Raw genomic sequence first — 17,390 nt, forward strand, 5'->3', positions numbered from 1 at the left:
TTGCCAGATCCTGATCCAGGCGGTCTTCCGTCACCCTCTTTCTCCGCGGTTGAAGCCGCGAATGCAGAGCGCCGACAGCGTGGAGAGCCCAGATTGTGCATGCGCGGACCGGTCGCCTGCGCTATACTGAATAGGGGCCAGGGGGATTGATATATTCCTGCCCGGCAGGACAGAGGTGATCGATGTACTCAGCGAATCGTCGCCGGAATATCGAGCGGGAGGAGCGCATGCTGCTCCGCGAGAAGCGGGAGCATGCGGCCGGCAAGCTCCTTCAAAAGGTGCCGCAGCTCACGAGCCTGAACCTGGAAATTCGAGAGAGCCGGCCCAATTCGTCCACGAATGACACGCAGTACATCCGTCGCGTCGTTGTCGAGCATGCGCATGCGCTGTTCGAAATGCCGTGCTCGTACTCTTCCTGTGACAACGGCGGCTACGACGTGACGCAGGAGATCCTGAGCGGCCTCGCTTCGCGCACGGCGCGGTTCGAGGGGGAATGCGCCTGTCGAGGGAGCTGTGGTGCCGAGTGCTGCTCCCGGGTCCTCCGGTACGTCGCCACGGCCACGTACCGGAGCCCCGAGGCGTAGGGCGGGCGCTTATCGCCCGGGACGGCGTACGCCGCGAGCGGCGGCCGGGGCGCTGTCCGCGCCTCGGCTCGCGCTCCACGCTTCACTCGGTGATGGGAGGCTGTGGCCCCGGGACGATCCCTGCGATGTCCGGATCCTCCCCCGGTGCCCCGCCATCCCCGGGGCCCTTGTCCTTGCGGCGCGCGAGACGGTTCGCGTCTTTCTCGCGCTGCTTCTCCTGCCGGGCGCGTTCTTTTTGCCGCTTCATTGCTGCCTGTTTCTGCTGCATAGGGAGCCAGGCCTTTCAGCGCCTCCGGGCGGCGCGTTCTTCAGCACCTCGCGGTGCGTCCTGAAGGCGCAGGCGCGGCGCACGAGCGGCGCCGCGCCGCGCCCGCGATCAGTACCGGTCGCCGCGACCGCCGCGGCCGCCGGAGCCGCCGCGACCGCCGCGGCCACCACCACCGCCGCCGCCGAAGCCGCCGCCGCCGAAGCCGCCACCGCCGCCGCCGAAGCCACCACCACCGCCGCCGCCGCCGAAGCCGCCACCACCACCGCCGCCGCCGAAGCCGCGCGCCGGGCGCTCCTGCGCTTCGTTGACCTTGAGCGCGCGGCCATCGAGGACCGCGCCGTTCAGCTGCGAGATCGCGCTGTTCGCGGCCTGGGCCGAGCCCATGGTCACGAACGCGAAGCCGCGCGGCTGCCCCGTCTCGCGGTCGGTCGGCATCGCGATCTCACGGACCTCGCCGGCTGCGGCGAACGCGGACTCGAGGGTCTCGCGGGTGGTGCTGAACGAAAGGTTTCCTACGTAGAGACGATTTCCCATGCCATCCTGCTTTTTTTACGGCTTTCTGGTGCGCCACTGCGGCGCTCTCGGCCTGCCATCCGACGAAGCCGTACGGATCGAACGGAGACGTGCCGCGCGGAACTCCCGCGCGGTCACACGGTGCGTCGTCCAGTCGTCCGAGCGAGCTGCAGGCTCCCTCACGAGAGGGAAACAGGAAAGCGTCGTATCGAGGGCCAGGGACGTTCGTGAGAAGAAGCATCCTAGCCCGATGCGCCGTCTTTCGCAAGCGGGCCGTCCGTGGTCGAGGCCACTGCGCGTCGCCACCTCGCGCCACCTCACCGCGCGCCACCTCGCGCCTCGCGCGGGCGCGCCAGCTCCACGCGGCCTCCTGTTCGCCTCGCCGCGCCAGCTGGCTGTGCGCTTACGGGCGGCTCGGGTGATCGCCGGTACGGGCGAGGCCGTCCGCTGCGGCCGCGACGTCCCCCCGCGGCGCGGGTGAGGCCGCGGCGGCGCCGGCCTCGGCGGGGGCGGAGCGGCTCGCGATCCAGAGCCAGAGGACGAGGGCGCCGAGCGCGACGCGGTACCAGCCGAACGGCGCGAGGCCATAACGCTTCAGGTAACGCAGGAAGACCGCGATCACGAGCAGGGCGACGGCGAACGAGACGGCGAGCCCGACCACGAGCGCCACGATCCCGCCGGGGGCGTCGAGCAAGGCGCGGCCGTTCTTGACGAGATCGAAGACGGTCGCGGCGCCGAGCGTGGGGATGGCGAGGAGGAACGAGAACTCGGCGGCCGCGGCGGTGCTGAGGCCGGAGAGCTGCCCGCCGACGATGGTGGTCATCGAGCGCGACGCGCCGGGCCAGAGCGAGAAGCACTGCGCGAAGCCGATCGCGAGCGCGCGCTGGAGCGTGACGTCCTCGACGCGCGGAGCGCCCTGATCCGGCCGGCGGCGGCGGACCGACTCGACGCCGATCATCAGGAAGCCGCCGATGATGAGCGCGGCCGCGACGGGCCCCGGGCCGAACAGGTGCGCCTTGATGGCCTTGTGGAAGAGCAGGCCGACCACGGCGGCGGGGAGAAACGCGAGGGCGAGGGCGAGCGCGAGGCGGAGGCTGTCCGGATCCCGCCGGACCATCCCGCGGACGGTGGTCGAGAGGCGCTCGCGGAAATAGACGACGACGGCGAGCACCGCGCCGAGCTGGATCACGATATCGAGCGTCTTCGCCGCCTCGCTCTGGTGGCCGAGCCACGCGCCGAGCAGGATGAGATGACCGGTGGACGAGACGGGAAGGAACTCGGTCAGACCCTCGAGGATCCCGAGCAGGACGGCATCGAACCAGAACATTGCGCCGAGTCTACCCTCACGCGGGCCAGAGGTGCGCGAGCGCGCGCACGGGATCGACCTGCGTGGCGGGATCGCGGCGCGGCCGCGGCGGCGCGGTGGAGAGCGCCGGCCGTCGGCGCGAGCTCCCGTGGAGGCTGGGCCTCCGAGCCCCGCGCCGCCAGCCACGCGGGCGATCGGCGCCGGCGCCAGGGCGCTGTCCGCGGGGACACGCTCGACCGCCCGCGGGGGCACGCTCGACCGCGACGCGCGCGTCGTCCTGGCGGGGGCGATCTCACCGGCGATGGCCGCGCAAGGCGCGAAGAGCGGCGCGTCCCGGAGCCGCGCGCCGCCGTGTTCGCGGCCGCGCATGGAGGACGCGGAAGAGAGCGTCGTAGTCGGCGCTCACCTGGGCCAACGAGCGGAGAGGGCGCCAGCAGCACAGCGGTAATCGCCGCAGCCCCCGTTTACCTCGATCACGAGCCGTTTCACGAGCCATCGCTTGGCGAACTCAACAGGAGTGCTCCAGGCACCTGCCCATCGCTACCGCAGTTCGCCCCACGGCTCGACGCGGGCGATCGCACGGACCGACGCAAGCTGCAGAGCACGAAAACGCCAGCTCCCCACGAACAGGGCACCTGGGACAGGGGAAGTCCCGACAGAAACAGGGAAGTCCCGATCAGCCCGTAGGCGCCAGCCGTGCGAAGCCGTGCGAAGAAGAGAAGAAGGGCACCGCAAGTACCGAAGCTCACACAAGAGCCATGTGAAGATTCGAACAAGTTACATTTGTTTCCGGCGTGCATCGCGACCGTGAACCAAGGCGGGCGCCCGCAGCCGCACTGAACTGGGCCGTTCGCGTTGCATCTTCGACGTCCCGAGTGCCTCCACGACACCGTCCAAGCAGGTCGAACGGAACTCTAGATCTTCGTGCTGGCCTGTCGAGAGGGCATGTTGCGCTGTTGACTCGAACAAACATCGTCGTGTACACCTCGATGGAAGAGGCCGTCGGCGCCGGGGGGTGCCGCCGTGCAGGCCATCGACACCACGCAAGCGCGCTCGCGCACTTCCGCGGCACAGCGGCAGGAGATGCGGGCCCGCGATCGTCGGAGGGAGGCAGCACTGTGTCATCGATCGTAAGAGCCCATCGCACCTCTTCACAGGGTCAGCACAGGGACGCCACGATCTCGTCTTCCCGACGAAAGTATTGCGTCCTCGTCGTCGACGACGACGAAAGGGCCCTGAGGTCCATTTCTGCAGTCCTCTCCGGGGACGTCGACGTCGTGGAATGTACGTCGGCTGAGCAGGCGCTCGCATTGCTCGAAACCAGGGAGTTTCACCTGGTCTGCTCCGACGTGGTGATGCCTGGGATGAAAGGGGACGAGCTGCTCCGGAGGGTGGCGAACATGCCCGTGTACACGAGCTGTCTCCTCATCACCGGCGCCGAGGAGTACACGCGCTCGAAGGAGGCCGTGTATCACCACGTCCTGCTCAAGCCGTTCAATCCGGCCCGGCTCACGGCGCTCGTCCTTCAGCTGGCGCGCCTCACCGAGATGAAGCGCTCGGTCCACTCGATGGCGGACTCGCTCACGCCGACGGACGCCGGGAGCGAGCTCGTGTCGTGCGGCTGGCCCGACGCCGGGATGGCGCCGGAGTCGTCGCACGCGCCGAGATCCACGAGGCTGGAGGCCTGCGTGACGTGCGGCGCCACCCCGCACGATCTGCCGCACGAGCCGGAGCCGGCGAGGGCCGCCGCGTCCGCGCTCCGCGCCCGGAAGCGATGGGCCCGGTGAGCCTGCGGCCGCGCCGCCGCGTCGCGGGCGGCGGCGCGACGGCGCGGCCGACGCGCGGGTCAGGCGCCGCTCGGGCCCTGCTCCTCCCACCACCTCGCCATGCGCACCTGCATCTCATCGACCGAGACGTCCTCGATGACGGCCGACAGGATCCACTGGTGCCCGAACGGGTCCTCGATCCTGCCCTCGCGCCGGCCGTAGAACTGGTCCGCGATCGGGTAGATGGTCTTGGCCCCCGCCTCGATGGCGCGCGCGGCGACCGCGTCGGGGTCCTCGACGTTCAGCGTGAGGACGATCGGTGAGCCGCCGAGCGCCTTCGGGCCGCGCGCGTTCCACTGGGGGGCCTCGTCGGCGACGCTGATGACGGAGTCGCCGATCACGAGCTCGGCGCAGACGATGGCGCCGCCGAGCTTCGGGTCGGCGAGGCGCAGCTTCTCGGTCGCGCCGAACACCTTCTTGTAGAACGCGATGGCGTCGGGCGCGCCGGCGACGACGAGGTGCGGCACGACGGCGTGGTACGGGGGCGGGGCGATAGGGTGGGGTCGCTGGGTCATGGGCGAAGGATGCCCACGCGGCCGGACCGGGTATTGTAAAAACATGCCGGCCTGCCGAGCCGGATGAGCCGACAGCGCCGGCTCAGCCATCCCCGGTGGTCAGCCGTCGAGCGGGACATGGTTCCGCTCGCGGCGCCTGGTCACGTACTCGGTGGGCGTGAGGCCGGCGAACGCGCGGAAGTCGTGGATGAAGTGCGCCTGGTCGTAATAGCCACACGCGGCCGCGACGCCCGCCCAGGAGACGCGCTCGCCGCGCTCGATCGCGGAGACCGCCTGCTGGAAGCGCTGCACACGGCAATAACGCTTCGGGGTGAGCCCGACCCGCTCGGTGAAGCTCCGGATGAACCGCTTCGAGCTCATCCCGAGCTGCCCTGTCACGTCAGCCACGGTCCACGCGCGGGACGGGTCCGCGAACGCGGCGAGCGCGAAATCGACCGAGGGATCGCGCTCGAGCGGCGCGCGCGGGCGGAGGAGCCGCGACGCGAGGGCGGACTCGAGCGCGCGGAGCCTCTCCTCGGGGGTCTTCGCCTCGAGCACGCGCTCGCGCACGAGGGCGGCCTCGCGCCCCCACAGCGCGTCGAGCGAGACGTGGGCGCCACCGAGCGCGGCGGCGTCCGGGCCGAAGAACGGGGCCGCGCCGCCCGGGGAGAGCTCCGCGCCCACGATCGCGCGCTGCTCCGCCGTGTCGATCGCGAAGTGCTCGGCGTGGGCGCCGCAGACGGCGATGCCGGAGAGGCGGTGGCAGCGAGCGGGGGCGGGGGGATCGCCGTCGGCAGCGCCGTGCTCGGCAGCGCCGTCGTACCAGCGCAGCTCGTCCTCGGCGAGGTTGATGAGCAGGCTCATGGCGCCGCTGGGGAGCACGCGCTCCAGCAGGTCGGGGAGCTCGGGGGCGGCGTAGTACCAGAGCAGGCGGACGAAGCGGCCGAGGGGGGGAGGCGGGGTGTACGTGACGAAGCGCATGGGGAGGCCCGTGAGGGGCAGCATGCCATGGACAGAGGCGTGAGGAAGCCGTTCCAGACGCGTGGCGTAGCCAGGGAGGCGCGTCCCGGAAGGAGCGCGACGCTCGGCGGCTGGACGGTGAGGAGGGCGATCTCTAGGATGCCGGCTCGTGACGACGGCCGTACGAGAGGCGAAGACCCGGGCGGGGCGAGGCAAGACCGTCGGGGCGAAGCGCCGCTCCAAGATGGAACACACGGCGACGGAGTCCAAGGAAGCGGTGCTCGACACGGTCTTCGCCGACGCGCCGGCGGCCCCTCGGGCGAGCGGCGACCTGCCCGAGATGGTCCGCAAGAACCGGCGTGAGCGGGCAAGGCGGCGGCTGCTCGATGCGCTCGAGGCGCGAGGGCCTTATCCCGTTCCGGAGGGGCTGCGCGGCGAGCTGCGCGCGCTGGTGGAGCGGTGGGGGCAAAAGGGCTTCGAGGATGCCTTTCCGGATGCAGACGTGTTCGAGATCCGGTGCGCTGAAGAGCGCGCGGTGCTCGAGGCGGCAGCCAGGGGCGACGAAGAGGCGCGCTTCGCTGCCGCGGAGCGGGCCTACCGGCGGGAGATCGAGGCGAGGTACGGGCAGATCGAGATCCGCGGACTCCAGCTCAGCATGCGCGTCCCGCAGGATCTCGAGATCGCCTATATACCGTTGCACGTCGAAGAGCCGTCCGAGGAGCCGCGCGCGGCGAAACCCAGGAAAGGGGCGGGCAAGCGACCCAAGAGAGGCGCAACGGCGGCCGAAGCGGAGGCAGCGAGCGCCATGCTGCACGCCCTCGAGCGGCCACGGGTGCTCGCCACAGACGCGCTCGTGAGCCACCCACGGCTTCTGATCATCGGTGAGCCGGGGAGCGGCAAGTCGACGCTCCTCGCCTACCTGGCCACGCGCGCCGCTCGGAACGAGCTGACCACCTCGACCCAAGGACGCGATCGGGCATCGATTCCGTTCGTCGTGCCGGTGAGGGCACTTCAAGAAGCCGCTGCGACCCCGGAGGAGATCGCTCGCGCCGCCGGCGCCGAGGCCTGGTTCGTGGGAGCAGCGCTCCAGCGCGGCCGTGCGCTGCTCCTCGTCGATGGCCTGGATGAAGCCCGGACGCACGTGGCGGGGAAGGTGCTCCCGACCCTCACGGCGATGCTGGATGCGTATCCGGGGATCCCGGTCGTCGTCACGACGAGGCCGGCCGCCACGCCCGGGAAGGACGAGGCCGCGCCCAGGGGCTTTGCGCGCGCGCGCCTCGTGCCGATGACGCGCGACGAGGTCGCCGTCTTCATCGATCGCTGGTGTCTCGCCGCCGAGCTGAGCCTCAACAAACCTCGCGGACAGGCCGAGGTCGACGCGCGCGCCGCCGCAGACGACCTGAAAGAGCGGGTGCGGGCGAGCCGGGCGATCGAGAAGCTCGCACAGACTCCCCTCCTCTGCTCCGTCATCTGCGTCGTCCACCGCTTCCTGGGTCAGCGGATCCCGGAGCGACGGGTCGCCCTGTACGAGGCGATCACCAACGTGCTGCTCTATGAATGGGACCGGGCCAAGTTCGCGGACGGCGCCGCCATCGGCAAGCTCGACGCCCACGCGAAGCGTGCCCTGCTCGCCCGGCTCGCGCTCTCGATGCACAGAGCGCGCGTGGCGGAGCTGCCCGCGGAGGAGGTCGTCAAGAGGCTCGCGGCGCACCTGCCGGATCTCGGCCGCCCGGAGGAGGAGGCGGAGGCGATCGTGGCCGAGATCCGCGACCGCAACGGCGTGCTCGTGGAGCGGGCGCCGGGATCGTTCGCGTTCTCGCACCTGACGTTCCAGGAATATCTCGCCGCGATGGAGCTCGTGAACGCGCACGCCTACAACGAGCTGCTGCGCAATTACCGGGACAAGTGGTGGCACGAGGTCATCGTCCTTTCCGCCGGGTTCCCGGGGGCGCACGCGGACCGGATCATTCGCGGGCTGCTCGACAGGGACGGCGAGGGCGTAGCTGTAGGGACGATGCTCGCGGCCCAATGTACAGAGACCGCCATCGAGGTCAGGCAGACGCTCCGGAAGGAGATCGAGAGACGCGTCGCACGGCTGGTTCCGCCGGCGAGCGCGGTGGAGTTTAGGACGCTTTTCCATCTCGGCGAGGTGGCTGGACCGGTGCTCCTCCGCTCGCTCGACAAGGCGAGCACGGAAGGGAAGGCGTCGATCATCCTGGCGCTTACCTATATACTGTATGAACCAGCGACGAGGGCTGTCCTCAAATTCCTGAAGGATCCCAGTCGGACGAGTCATCCGTTTGCCGACTTGGGAGGAATGAACCATCGACGCTACACCCTCGCGATGTGCGCTGGCATGTTCGTCAAGTACATGAGCGAGTCCTCGGAGGCAGTATTCTCTGCGTCCCTCGACGCCATCGCCTCGGCCGACCCGAGCGCCACCCAGCTTCTGCGAGGTTTCCGGAATAGCGAGGATAACCCTCAGGAGATCGCCAAGCTCGAAGCGCTCATCGCCCGCGCCGATGCCGCGCACGCGAAGGTTTCCTCCGCTTCCGCTGCCCGCCCGCCCAGACGCGCCGCACGTTCTGGTTGATCGCCTCGGAGAACTCATCGGGGCCGTCGATGAGTAGCCTCTCGAGCTGAAAGCCAGGGCGGCCTATCAACGGAACAATGTACTTGAGGTATCTCTCGATCGCCTTTCCCCGGTGCCAGGTCAGCCAGTCCCGCCTTAAACCGAGATCCTTGATCGTGCGCTTCGCCTGCTCATCTCCCTTACGGGCCCTGATCGCGCCGCTCCTCATAAACACGAAACGGTTTCCCGGCTCGCCGTCGTCGGGCCGGACGTATCCCCCGCTCGGCCACGCGTCACCCTTGGCTACGTTGCACCCCATGCAGGCAAGAAAGTAGTTGTTCCAGTCGTATGCCTGCGCGGGGAAGCGCGCCTTGGGGCGAAAGTGATCGACCTGCCCGGGCGGCCTTTCCTTGCCTCTTGTCCCGGGGTGCGTCGAGCTGACCGGTGACTGGCAGTACGCGCAGAAGCCGTGCGACATCGCCGCGATAGCCATCCGGACGCAGGCCTCGGCGCGCCACACAGCAGGGAAGTCCCGCTTCCCCTTCCGGTTGGCTGGCAGCACGCCCGGCGCGTAGGACGTGAACCCCTTCTTGCGCTTCGCCCCTTGCTCGGCGAGCTTCTCGAAGGCCTTCGCCTTCTTCCAGAACGCCGCCGCATCCGGGAACGCCGCGTCGACCGTCTCTCGCCAGTCAGCGGGCGCTTCGACGCCTTCTCGCCGGAGCCGGATCATCCCGTCTTTTTCCCTTCTCGGAGAGCTGTGAGTCCAGTTGCTTCAGCAACGCGATCTGCGTCCGCGCGATCCCGGACAGAAGCGGTCCATTGCCCTCACGCTCCTCCTCCCGCGCAAGCACGCCTTGGAGATCATCCAGGTGCTTGAGCAGCGTCTGCCGGTCGCGCGCCGTCGCCGTGCCGTCCTCCACCTTCCGTGTCAGCTCGGCGGCCTTCTTCTCCAGCGCCTCGTACGTCGGCGAGAGGCGTGACGGAACATCGAAGACAGCATCGTCGACCATCACCGAGTCGACCTCGGCACCGTCGAGCCGCTCCAGATCGCCCTTCGTCAACCGCCGCACCCTCGAGCCCTCGCCCGGCTTCTCGTCCAGCACGAGGACCGCGATCGTGCGCTCCTTGTCGTCGATGGCGGCCTGCACCACCGCGGGCGAGTGCGTGGTCAGCACGAAGCGCGTGCCCGGAAACAAGCTCGTGAGCTGGTCGATGATCCGCCGCTGCCAGCGCGGGTGGAGGTTGAGGTCGACCTCGTCGATGGCCACCATCGCCTCGCCGGCGAGCGGATCGTCGAGCGCGGAGAAGGTCTGCGCGTAACGGATCGCGAGATCCAGCACGACGGAGAGCATCGCGCGGTACCCGTCGGAGAGTTCGATGATCGAGAGCGAGACGCCCCCGCGACGGAACGCCACCACCCGGCGCCCTCCCTGCTCGACGATCTCCACGTCTTCGATGCGCGTGTCGAGCCCCACGAGCCACTCGCGGAGCCGCTTCCAGACCGCCCGCGCTGCGGGGTCGTACTCTCCTCGCTCCTCTAGGAGCGCGACGTACGCGGCGAGGTCCCGGAAGAGGTACTCGTCGAAATCGACGAGCGTGCGCGTGGCCGGCCGGCGCAGCGCGTCTTCGAGGTGCGTCGGAAGCGGCCGGACGAGCGCCGGCTCCCACTCCGGACCGAGGAGCGCGGGCCCGGTCGCCTGGCGCGGCCTGACCGGCGGGCGCAGGGCGCGATACTGTCCATAAGCAAAGATGTGGTGCGCGCGCGGCAGCCGCGCGCGCTCGGAGCGCCCTGCCCCATCGGTCCAGCGCGCGATCGGCTCAGGGCCAGCACCGTAGAGCGCGATCGACCCGGCCGACCCGCCGTGGCGCAGCGGAAACCGGTCGAGCCCCTCGCCGTCGCCGGGCGCGAGCGAGGCGAGCGCCTCGACGATGCTCGTCTTGCCGGAGCCGTTCTGCCCGATGATGACCGTGACCTGCGCCCCGAGCGGCACCTCGCTGTGCACGAAGCAGCGAACGTTCTCGAGGACGAGCCGTGATCCATCCACGGTGCCCGCCCCCATCGGGGGCACGGGCGACGACTTGCTCTGCTTGCGACGCTTCGTCACCCGCCGACTATAGCCAGAAGCACCGCAGAGAGCGCGCTTACCGGCGTGTCTTCAATAAGCCAGGGCGCCCGCTCAGCGTCGCCTGTGCTCGAAGGCACCTGGAGCGCAAATGCTACCACGACCGTCGCCCCACCTCAGTAAGGCGGCAGCATCCTCCGGAATCCGTGGCCCAGCGCCAGCGCCAGGAAGATCAGGTTGCGCAGCGGCAATACCGGCCAGAAGAGGCTGAGAGGCCCTTCCGCTCGGGCGGTTCGCTCCGCCCCAGCCGCGGCGCCCTCGTCGTGCTCGCCCCGGAAACGCCGCGCGAGTCGCGCGCCGAGCCGCCGCATCCACGCGACCGAACGCGGGAAATCGGCGATCCCGTCGAGCCACGCTCCAGGGATCCCGCGCGCCCCCAGCGTCGCGCCCGCGAGGCCGCCGACGATCGCTCCCGTGCTGTCGGCGTCGCCGCCGAGCAGGATCACGTCCTCCACCGCGCGGCGGAAATCGCCCGGGTGCGCGAGCCAGCAGAACAGGGCCGCTGGAACGGTGTCCACGATGAAGCCGCTCACGCCCTGATGGAGGCCTGTCGCCGCGGCGAAGTCCTCCGCCGAGGCGCGCCGGCCGAGCAGCTCCGCCGCGCGGTCGAGCCTGCGGCGGAGCTCCTCGTCCGCGACACGCTCGCGGAGCAGCGCGAGCAGCTCGGCCGGACTCACCTGCTCGGGCGTGCGCACCGCGGCATACGCGGCCGCGAGCGCGATGATCCGCGCGCCCTCCTCGGCGCGTGGATCGGTGTGCGTGATGCGCGTGGACGCGCGCACCACGGAATCGATGCGCGAGGGCGTGAGCGCGAGGGCCGCGCCCAGGATCGGCGCGCGCATCGCGGCGCCGTTGCCCGCGGAGAAGACGCCGCTCCGCTCCGGAGAGAACCCGAGCCACAGCTTGAGGATCGCCCGCAAGGTGGCGTAACCGACGCCCGCCGGCAGCGAGGCGAGCCAGCCGCGGAGCTGCCACGCGAGAGCGCGCGCGAACCGCGCCGCGTCCCCCGGCGCGGCCAGGAGCGCCTGGGCCGTCATGCACGCGTGCTCGGCGTCGTCGCTGATCATCCCGCGGCCGAGCACGAAGCGGTGCTCGATCGGCGACGCGCCGAAGAGGCGAGCGGCGCGGCGGCGCGACAGGCCCTCTCTGGGCAGGCCGAGCGCGTCGCCGACCGCCGTCCCAAGGAGGACGCCGGCGAGGCGGTCCTCGCGATCGATGGGTATCGTCTCGATGGACATGCGAGCACGTGTTTCACGTTCCGTGCCCGGAGAGCGCAGCGGAGATCCGCGCTTTCACCCGCCCTGGCCAGGGTGGCGGCTCGCCAGGATGGCAGTCCCTCGACAGGCGGATCGACACCGTGTCGCGAGAGCCCCGGTAACCAGCTCCGGAACCAGGCCCTTCTCGGCTCCTTCGGCGCTCCGCCCGCGTGGCTGGCTACGCCCGCCGGCGCCGCCGCGCGAGCGCGAGGCCCGCGAGGGCGGCGAACGCAGCGGCGCCTCCGCCCGGGCCCGCCGAGCCGCCAGCGCTGCAGCCGGCCGCCGCCTGCGCACCTTCGGGCGCGTCGCCGGCGAGATCGGTCGCCTCTTCGACGTCGGACAGATCCGGCAAAGCGTCGGACTCGTGGCTCCTCAGCAGCGCCGGCTCGTCCTCCAGCGCGTCGTCGGCGATCGGCCGGACGACGACCTCCTTGAAGTAGCCCTCCAGGCCCTTCGAGCCGGCTCGCAGCGCCGCGACCGGCGGCGCTGCGGCGCCGGTCGCCTCGACCCGGAACAGCGTGTTGCCGAGCGTCACATACCAGCGCCCGTCGAACCAGCGCGCGTGGCCGAGCGCGCTGCTGATCTCCTCGGGCGCGGCGCCCGGGCGGCCGATGTAACGCTTGCCCTCGTTGAGGAACACCACCTCGCCAGAATCGCTGATGCCGTCGTGGCCGATGCGGAGCTTCTGCTGATCGAGCTGGCTCGAGGTCTCGAAGGAGCTGAGCTGGTGCAGCTCGCCGTCAGGGGTCCGCAGCCACACCTGGTTCACGTCCCCGTCGCTCCTCAGGAACCCGGCTTGCCCCGCGTGCAGGAGCAACCCCGCGGGGTCGCCCGCGATCGAGTCGCCGAGAGCCACCTCTTCGCCATCCGCCGTGTACAGGAAGCTCGAGCTCGTGCTCCCGTCCGACCACCGGCCAGCGACGTTCGTCCCGTCGGTGACGGGCCGCTCCAGGTTGCCAGGGTGGTCTCCAAGGGTGCCCACGAGCAGATGGCGGATGAACGGCTCTTCGTGCGTCGCGTAATAGATATCACCTGTGGCCGCGATGTCGGACTGGAACGGCGAGTCGCTGCCTGTCCGGCTCCAGATGCCCCGGCTGTGCCCCGTCGACATCGTGTGCGCGTAGGCCCTGCCCCCGTCCTCCGTGACCCACACCAGCGAGTCGCCGTTCACCGCGTCCAGCCGGCCCGTCGTGATCCTGGTCCACACGCCGTCGACCGACGTGAAGATGCGGCCGTACCCTGACTGGATCGCGGCGCCCGACGGCGTGAGCGCGCCGTAGGTGGGGGTGCTCCCGGGTGGATCCTGCGGCAGCGTCGCGAGCCAGCTCACCTGCTGCGAGGCGCGGTCGAGGACGCCGAGCGACTGGAACTGATGCAGGAACAGGACACGGGCAGCGTCGAAATCGAGGATCGCCCCCGGGGCGCGATGCACGGCGACGAGCTTCGGGCTCCGCTCGATAAGGAGGGGCCCGAAGGTCGCCGTGGCCTCGGAGCCGGCGCCCGCATTGCCCGAGAGCGTCACGGTGAGCTCTTCCCCCGATTCGAACGCCGGGAAGGGGCGAGTGAGGAGCATCAGCGTCCCCGGAGGCGAGCTCGGGGTGCGGTCGATGCAAGCGCTCGCCGTCTGCGTCCGGCCTCGGACCTCCACGCAAAGGCGCTGGCACGCCTGAGTCGATGTCGCGAAACACCTCACGTCGAGCGGCACGTTCCCCGAGATGACACTGTGCGGGCGCGGGCTCGAGAGGTACAGAAGCGGCGCCTCCTGGGCCAGCGCAGCCGCGGCCGTGAGCGACAGGAACGATGCGGCGGCGATGCTGATCAGCGTACGACAATCGCGCATGGGACCTCCACTTGATGAACACTTGGATGCTGCCCCGTGGCGCCGTGTTCACGGCATCCCTCGCCAGGGGCAGCGCGCGCGGCTCCTTGGAGCAACGCGAGCGCGAACGGAAGCGGCTTCGCCCCCGCTCGCACGCTGTCATCAGATCACCCCGGTCACTCGAGCGCTCGAGCCTGCCAGCTCCAATGTGCTCCGAGCACCGACGGCGAGCTCAGCGAAGCGGCCATCGCCGAGCCCGCCCTCCAGGACGCCTGCGCCTCAGGGGCAGCGCGGAGCTGTGTACTCGCCGCTGGGATCGGTCTCCCAGAGCGAGCCCACGCTGACACGGAAGCGCACCTCGGCCTCGTCGATGGAGAGGATCTCGAGCGTGCCCGGTCCAAACGACCCACCGCCCCACGGGCAGTCGTCCGGCTGGGGAGAGTAGGGCTCACCCGTCTCGCTCATGTGGCTATAGCTGACGAGCGCTGGATCCTCGAGATCGTAGACGCCGACCTGCTGGTAGGCGCTGGGCAGCACGATGCTCAGCGCCCAGTGCCCGCCGCAGGTGAGATGCGTGGTCGGGGAGCCGCACGAGACACCGAGATCCGATGCACGAAGGAAGAGGTCATTGGGATCGAGCGCCGGGCCGCCGCCGCCCGACCCGCTGCTGCCCCCGACGTCACCCTGGCTCTCCCAGTACCGGTCCCAGAGCACCTCCATCTGAGCCCGCGTCAAGGCGACAGCCGGCAACGCATCACCTGGCTCGGCGTCGCCCCCGGAGCTGCCGCTGCCCGCAGGGTCGATCGAGCCGCTCTCGACCGGCGGATTGGCGGGATCGTTCGAACCGCTCTCGTCCGACGGATCGGCGGGGTCGTTCGCCCCGCCGTCGTGCATCGCGCCCTCGATGAAGCTCACGTCACAGGCGGCCAGCAGGAGGGGCGCCAGGACCCACAGCATGGAAGCGTTCTTCGTCGTCATGGCGTCCACCATTGCACGACCAGCGCCAACCTGACGACAGACCAAAACCACGGCAAAACGACGGTGCAACACGCGACCTGTGCCGCGGGTGTGCCAGCGTGCGCCTTGACGCCCTGGCCCCGTCCTCCGGTTGTGCCGCCGGCTTCCTGGCGTTTCTGGGGGGCTTCGTCACCACGATGAGCGCTGAGCGACCGCACTCGCCCGTCGCACCCCCGGCAGCGTCGGGGGTGCGAGGCGCGAGCTCACCACGTGGTCAGCTGAGCTTCGATCCTGTGCAGAGTCGCCTGCTCGTAATCGTAGGCGAACCCCAGCAGCTCAGCCTCGCTCCAGTGAGGGCCGACGAAGATCAGGCTGAAGGGAGCCCCGTCGCTGTATTGACCAGCGGGGACGACCACCCCGGGCAAGCCCGAGATGTTGATCGCGGACTCCGTCGTCGCGGGATAGGTGTCCGAGCCAGACAGCTCCGGCACCGTGTCATAGGTCTGCGGAAACGCGAGGCCGTCCAGATCGTGCGTCGCCATCACGGAATTGAAGACGTTCACGTACTGGTCCCGCAGGGCCCAGAAGCCCGACAGATCGGGCGCGTCCTCGGGGAAGAGCAGCGAGGCGGCCAGCACGGGGAGCTCGTCGACGTACCAGGACAGCGGCCCGCCGACGGGATCGAACGGAGATATCCCCGTGAAGGCCGCCAGTCCGTCGATCGAGCCGACGACGGTCCCGCCGATCTTGACCCCCTTGAGGTAGCGCTGGAAGTCGTAGGCCACAGACTCCGTCCCTCGCATGTCATAGGGCTCACCGGGCAAGGCCAGATTGGCGAAGCCGCTCCCGGCGAAGGGATCTTCGACGACGATCGCGCCCTCGTCCTCCAGCTCCTCGATCGCTTGCTCGTACAGCGCCTGCGTCTCGGGAGACAGGCCGCCGTTGCGCCACCCTGAGCCGTACAGGCCGATTCGCTTTCCGCAGAGGGCGGTCTTGCTCAGCTGGCTCGTGTAGCCCCCCACGGGCAGGTGTCCATTGGACAGGCTCGTCTTGGGGTCCTCCGGGGAGTAGCCCGCGAGGATATCCATCACCATGGCGGCGTCGCGGACAGTCCGCGCGATGGGGCCCACCACGTCCCTCGTGCTGCCGGCCAGGGGCACGACGCCGGCCGTGGGGACGAGGGCGAACGTCGGCTTGATGCCGACGAGGCTCTGCGCGGCCGCAGGGTTCTGGATGGATCCCCCCGTCTCCTCCGCGAGGCCGAGCACGGCGAAGTTGCCGGCCACCGCCGTGGCCGTGCCGCTGCTGCTCGCCCCGGGCACCAGGGTCGGGTCCACGGCGTTGTAGGTGGGCCCCGCCCAGCTGCTGTTCGCTCGGGTGCCGTCGTCGCTGAAGGCCGGGATGTTCGTCTTCCCAAGGATGATGGCCCCGGCGGCGATCAACCGATCGACGACGACGGAGTTCTTGATGGGGAGCAGATCGACACCGCCGGCGACCTGCGAGCTGAGCGGAGCCCAGCCCGCCGTCGACGGCAAGCCGACGTGATCCATCGACTCCTTGATGACGACGGGGATCCCGGCCAGGGGGCCGAGGGCCACGCCGTTCCTCCGCTTCCTGTCGATCTCGCGCGCCTGCGCGACGGCGTTCGGGTTCATCGAGGTGAACGCGTTGTAGGACGACTCGTACTGCGCGATCCTCGAGAGATAGGCGTTCGTCAGCGCCTCCGCCGTATAACGGCGCATCAGGTACGCCCACTGCACCTTCGAGATCGTGAGCTCAGATATGTCGATAGCGGGAACGCCAACCGAGGCGGTCACACCATAGGCGGTGCTGGGGGCCCCTGCGGCAATACCAACGAAAATGGCTGCTACCAAGGCAGCGCCAGGAAGAATGTTCTTGTTCACGATGGACTGCTCCCTCTCACTTCAGGATATCGACCCTATGCCGGATGAACCTCCGCCGTCGGGTGCCGATTCGAAACCTCGAGCTCGAGTCACACGAGCACAGCGGACCAGAGCTCGACGAGGCATGGAATCGTCGAGATCCGTTCGATCAAGGCCATGTGATGGCGCCCGTCGTCGAGGACGAATCGCCAACCCGTGACAATGACAATACCAACCCGTCCAGCGAACCAACTGGCTCGCACCATCTCGACGGTTCGTCGAGAGCCAATTTAGCTAGGATGTACAGCGGCCTTGAGCAGAAGATTCTTCGTGGCTTTTTACCAGCCAAGCAGGTGACACAGAGACAGAAGATGCGCGCCTCGAACGCAGTTGCTCTCCTACAAAGATGAAGAATATGCGAGAGCTAGGCGCATCATACTTCATGTAAGATATAGCAAGTCGGGGTTCGGTGGCAAGTTGATGTTCGAATTTTTTGAATAGTTAGCTGGTATCGCCGGGGGCGGGGCGGCGTCGCTCCTGTCCATCCGGCACGGGGCGTTGCGCGGTGCGCGGTGCGCGGTGCGCGGTGCCCAGCCGCCCAGCGATGCGCGGCGGGCACGCTCGTCGAGGTGGCCGCTGCCCGGGGCGGGCCCGCGTCGTTCAAGGCGCTTCGGCCAACCGACGGTCAGCGGAGGCCTGCCCCCGGGGTGGGAGAGCATTCTGTGGAACCATGTGTTCCGTTCTCCTTGGAAAGTGACAGCCAATCAACAACTCAAGCACCCCTCGAAGGGGCCTCCTTATACATACTCCGCAGCCTGCGGACGCTCGT

General features: G+C 69.5%; 15 protein-coding genes. 4 read left to right on the forward strand and 11 right to left on the reverse strand.

Annotated elements, in window-relative coordinates:
- The first annotated feature begins 182 nt into the window (after positions 1-182).
- Positions 183-584, forward strand: a complete 402-nt coding sequence (locus WMF45_RS33400) for a hypothetical protein (protein ID WP_437709210.1) — start codon at positions 183-185, stop codon at positions 582-584.
- Positions 585-666: 82 nt separating this feature from the next.
- On the opposite strand, the gene WMF45_RS33405 is transcribed toward WMF45_RS33400, so the two are convergent.
- From WMF45_RS33405 to WMF45_RS33415, 3 genes are all read right to left on the reverse strand, one after another.
- Complete coding sequence (locus WMF45_RS33405) at positions 667-852, reverse strand: hypothetical protein (protein WP_437709212.1); 186 nt, start codon at positions 850-852, stop codon at positions 667-669.
- Positions 853-960: 108 nt separating this feature from the next.
- The gene (locus WMF45_RS33410) at positions 961-1,386 is read right to left on the reverse strand and encodes an RNA recognition motif domain-containing protein (RefSeq protein WP_437709214.1); all 426 of its coding nucleotides are present in this window, start codon (positions 1,384-1,386) and stop codon (positions 961-963) included.
- 382 nt (positions 1,387-1,768) lie between these two features.
- Entirely contained in the window at positions 1,769-2,692 is a 924-nt protein-coding gene (locus tag WMF45_RS33415; RefSeq protein ID WP_437709216.1) for an undecaprenyl-diphosphate phosphatase, read from the reverse strand.
- Positions 2,693-3,915: 1,223 nt separating this feature from the next.
- Here WMF45_RS33415 and WMF45_RS33420 point away from each other — a divergent pair.
- Positions 3,916-4,458, forward strand: coding sequence for a response regulator (locus WMF45_RS33420; protein ID WP_437555529.1), 543 nt, complete (start codon positions 3,916-3,918; stop codon positions 4,456-4,458).
- A 59-nt stretch (positions 4,459-4,517) separates the two neighbouring features.
- On the opposite strand, the gene WMF45_RS33425 is transcribed toward WMF45_RS33420, so the two are convergent.
- Positions 4,518-5,012, reverse strand: a complete 495-nt coding sequence (locus tag WMF45_RS33425; protein ID WP_437709218.1) for a VOC family protein — start codon at positions 5,010-5,012, stop codon at positions 4,518-4,520.
- Positions 5,013-5,111: 99 nt separating this feature from the next.
- Complete coding sequence (locus WMF45_RS33430) at positions 5,112-5,996, reverse strand: helix-turn-helix domain-containing protein (RefSeq protein WP_437709220.1); 885 nt, start codon at positions 5,994-5,996, stop codon at positions 5,112-5,114.
- Positions 5,997-6,120: 124 nt separating this feature from the next.
- Between WMF45_RS33430 and WMF45_RS33435 the strand changes: the two genes are divergently transcribed.
- Positions 6,121-8,544: an NACHT domain-containing protein gene (locus tag WMF45_RS33435; protein ID WP_437709222.1), complete on the forward strand. Its 2,424-nt coding sequence runs from the start codon at positions 6,121-6,123 to the stop codon at positions 8,542-8,544.
- Here the strand turns inward: WMF45_RS33435 and WMF45_RS33440 are convergent.
- The 6 genes from WMF45_RS33440 to WMF45_RS33465 form a co-directional block, all read right to left on the reverse strand.
- Complete coding sequence (locus WMF45_RS33440; RefSeq protein WP_437709224.1) at positions 8,459-9,253, reverse strand: HNH endonuclease; 795 nt, start codon at positions 9,251-9,253, stop codon at positions 8,459-8,461. The genes WMF45_RS33435 and WMF45_RS33440 overlap by 86 nt on opposite strands.
- A complete protein-coding gene (locus WMF45_RS33445) occupies positions 9,213-10,628 on the reverse strand; it encodes an AAA family ATPase (protein WP_437709226.1) in 1,416 nt (471 codons plus the stop codon). Before WMF45_RS33445 ends, WMF45_RS33440 begins: the two co-directional genes overlap by 41 nt.
- A gap of 134 nt (positions 10,629-10,762) precedes the next feature.
- A complete protein-coding gene (locus WMF45_RS33450; protein ID WP_437709228.1) occupies positions 10,763-11,884 on the reverse strand; it encodes an ADP-ribosylglycohydrolase family protein in 1,122 nt (373 codons plus the stop codon).
- Between the two features lie 196 nt (positions 11,885-12,080).
- Positions 12,081-13,742: an MYXO-CTERM sorting domain-containing protein gene (locus tag WMF45_RS33455; RefSeq protein ID WP_437709230.1), complete on the reverse strand. Its 1,662-nt coding sequence runs from the start codon at positions 13,740-13,742 to the stop codon at positions 12,081-12,083.
- Positions 13,743-14,000: 258 nt separating this feature from the next.
- On the reverse strand, positions 14,001-14,699 hold the full coding sequence (locus tag WMF45_RS33460) for a hypothetical protein (RefSeq protein WP_437709232.1): 699 nt from the start codon (positions 14,697-14,699) through the stop codon (positions 14,001-14,003).
- Between the two features lie 242 nt (positions 14,700-14,941).
- Positions 14,942-16,420 carry an amidase gene (locus WMF45_RS33465; RefSeq protein ID WP_437709233.1) on the reverse strand — a complete coding sequence of 493 codons (1,479 nt, stop codon included), beginning with the start codon at positions 16,418-16,420 and terminating at the stop codon, positions 14,942-14,944.
- Positions 16,421-16,626: 206 nt separating this feature from the next.
- Between WMF45_RS33465 and WMF45_RS33470 the strand changes: the two genes are divergently transcribed.
- On the forward strand, positions 16,627-16,971 hold the full coding sequence (locus tag WMF45_RS33470) for a hypothetical protein (RefSeq protein ID WP_437709235.1): 345 nt from the start codon (positions 16,627-16,629) through the stop codon (positions 16,969-16,971).
- Positions 16,972-17,390 lie beyond the last annotated feature (419 nt).

The sequence above is a fragment of the Sorangium sp. So ce448 genome (assembly GCF_051520915.1).
Lineage (GTDB): Bacteria > Myxococcota_A > Polyangia > Polyangiales > Polyangiaceae > Sorangium > Sorangium cellulosum_B.

Bases quoted from the DNA above. Each gene is read 5' to 3' on its own strand.
- WMF45_RS33400 (WP_437709210.1), top strand. From the start codon at position 183: ATGTACTCAGCGAATCGTCGCCGGAATATCGAGCGGGAGGAGCGCATG.
- WMF45_RS33405 (WP_437709212.1), bottom strand. From the start codon at position 852: ATGCAGCAGAAACAGGCAGCAATGAAGCGGCAAAAAGAACGCGCCCGG.
- WMF45_RS33410 (WP_437709214.1), bottom strand. From the start codon at position 1,386: ATGGGAAATCGTCTCTACGTAGGAAACCTTTCGTTCAGCACCACCCGC.
- WMF45_RS33415 (WP_437709216.1), bottom strand. From the start codon at position 2,692: ATGTTCTGGTTCGATGCCGTCCTGCTCGGGATCCTCGAGGGTCTGACC.
- WMF45_RS33425 (WP_437709218.1), bottom strand. From the start codon at position 5,012: ATGACCCAGCGACCCCACCCTATCGCCCCGCCCCCGTACCACGCCGTC.
- WMF45_RS33430 (WP_437709220.1), bottom strand. From the start codon at position 5,996: ATGCTGCCCCTCACGGGCCTCCCCATGCGCTTCGTCACGTACACCCCG.
- WMF45_RS33440 (WP_437709224.1), bottom strand. From the start codon at position 9,253: ATGATCCGGCTCCGGCGAGAAGGCGTCGAAGCGCCCGCTGACTGGCGA.
- WMF45_RS33450 (WP_437709228.1), bottom strand. From the start codon at position 11,884: ATGTCCATCGAGACGATACCCATCGATCGCGAGGACCGCCTCGCCGGC.
- WMF45_RS33455 (WP_437709230.1), bottom strand. From the start codon at position 13,742: ATGCGCGATTGTCGTACGCTGATCAGCATCGCCGCCGCATCGTTCCTG.
- WMF45_RS33460 (WP_437709232.1), bottom strand. From the start codon at position 14,699: ATGACGACGAAGAACGCTTCCATGCTGTGGGTCCTGGCGCCCCTCCTG.
- WMF45_RS33465 (WP_437709233.1), bottom strand. From the start codon at position 16,420: ATGCGCCGTTATACGGCGGAGGCGCTGACGAACGCCTATCTCTCGAGG.
- WMF45_RS33470 (WP_437709235.1), top strand. From the start codon at position 16,627: ATGAACCTCCGCCGTCGGGTGCCGATTCGAAACCTCGAGCTCGAGTCA.